The 2,011-nt window shown below is 67.5% G+C and carries 1 protein-coding gene; it reads right to left on the minus strand.

Features of this window, described 5'->3' with window-relative positions:
* Window positions 1-192: 192 nt before the first annotated feature.
* On the minus strand, window positions 193-1,878 hold the full coding sequence (locus VR45_RS20935) for a ribonuclease J (RefSeq protein ID WP_045941327.1): 1,686 nt from the start codon (window positions 1,876-1,878) through the stop codon (window positions 193-195).
* Window positions 1,879-2,011 lie beyond the last annotated feature (133 nt).

Consider the following 2,011-nt stretch of genomic DNA (forward strand, 5'->3'; position numbering starts at 1 on the left):
ATGTTTTCCGCTCCGTTTTCCGGAGTTTCATTCATCGAATTTGCTTGGGCCTTTCGGCGCTCCCGAACTCTACCAGAGTTTCTCGGGCCGTTTTCCCGCTCCGTGCTCGAATTTCATTTCGAGGACTTCGACTGGGGGCCGTCCCGTGGGGCAACCCGGAGAACATTACGCACCGGGTTGCCCCACGTCAAATCACACCTCGACGACGACCGGCAGGATCATCGGGCGGCGGCGGTAGTTGTCCGCCACCCACTTGCCGAGGGTCCGGCGCACCAGCTGCTGGACCTGACGGATCTCCAGAACGCCGTCGCCCGCCGAGCGGTCGAGCGCCTCCTGGAGCTTGGCCGCCACCGGGACGAACGCGGCGTCGTCGATGCCGGAACCCCGGGCCTGGATGCTCGGGCCGCCGACGATCTTGCCGTTGGTGGAGTCCACCACGACGAAGCAGGAGATGAAGCCCTCCTCGCCGAGGATCCTGCGGTCCTTGAGCGAGGCCTCGGTGATGTCGCCGACCGAGGAGCCGTCCACGTAGACGTAGCCGGCCTGCACCTTGCCGACGATGCGGGCGACGCCCTTCTCCAGGTCGACGCAGACGCCGTCCTCGGCGATGACGACGCGGTTGCGCGGGACGCCGGTGGCGATGCCGAGATCGGCCGCCGCCCGCAGGTGGCGCCACTCGCCGTGCACCGGCATGAGGTTGCGCGGCTTGCAGATGTTGAAGAAGTACAGCAGCTCGCCGGCCGAGGCGTGGCCCGAGACGTGCACCTTGGCGTTGCCCTTGTGGACGACCTTGGCGCCCCAGCGGGTCAGGCCGTTGATCACCCGGTAGACGGCGTTCTCGTTGCCGGGGATCAGCGAGGAGGCGAGCACGACGGTGTCGCCCTCGACGATGCGGATCTGGTGGTCGCGGTTGGCCATCCGGGACAGCGCGGCCATCGGCTCGCCCTGCGAACCGGTACAGATCAGCACGACCTCCTTGTCCGGCAGGTCGTCGAGCTGCTTGACGTCGACGACCATGTTGCCGGGCACCTTGAGGTAGCCGAGGTCGCGGGCGATGCCCATGTTGCGGACCATCGAGCGGCCGACGAAGGCGACCTTGCGCTTGTACTCGTGCGCGGCGTCCAGCACCTGCTGGATGCGGTGCACGTGGCTGGCGAAGGAGGCCACGATGATGCGCTTGTCCGCGTTGGCGAAGACATTGCGCAGCGCCGCGGAGATGTCCCGCTCGGACGGGATGAAGCCGGGGACCTCGGCGTTGGTGGAGTCCACCAGCAGCAGGTCCATGCCCTCCTCCGCCAGCTTGGCGAAGGTCGGCAGGTCGGTCAGCCGGCCGTCGAGCGGCAGCTGGTCCATCTTGAAGTCACCGGTGGCGACGACCATGCCGGCGGGCGTGCGCACGGCGACGGCCAGCGCGTCCGGGATGGAGTGGTTGACCGCGATGAACTGGCAGTCGAAGGGGCCGATCCGCTCGCGGTCGCCCTCGGCGACCTCCAGCACGTACGGGCGGATGCGGTGCTCGGCGAGCTTGGCCTCGATGAGCGCCAGGGTGAGCTTCGACCCGATCAGCGGGATGTCCGGGTTCTCCCGGAGCAGGAACGGGACGGCGCCGATGTGGTCCTCGTGGCCGTGCGTGAGGACGATGCCGTCGATCTTGTCCAGACGGTCCCGGATGTAGGTGAAGTCCGGGAGGATCAGGTCGACGCCGGGCTGCTCGTCCTCGGGGAAGAGAACGCCGCAGTCGACGATGAGAATGCGGTCCCCGTATTCGAAGACCGTCATGTTGCGGCCGATCTCACCGAGACCGCCGAGCGGGGTGATGCGCAGGGCGCCCGCCTTGAGGGCCGGCGGCGTGCCGAGTTCGGGATGCGGGTGGCTCAAAAGACTCTCCTCACGACGCACGCCATATGTCCGGGGTCCTCCCCCGTGAGACATATGGCGTGCGTTCTCCGTGTCGGTTTTCCTACCAGGTCTGTGCTCTCGCGCCTTCGGTCCGGTCCAGCGGCGGGCCCGT

The sequence above is a fragment of the Streptomyces sp. NRRL S-495 genome (assembly GCF_000966955.1).
GTDB classification, from domain to species: Bacteria; Actinomycetota; Actinomycetes; order Streptomycetales; family Streptomycetaceae; genus Kitasatospora; species Kitasatospora purpeofusca.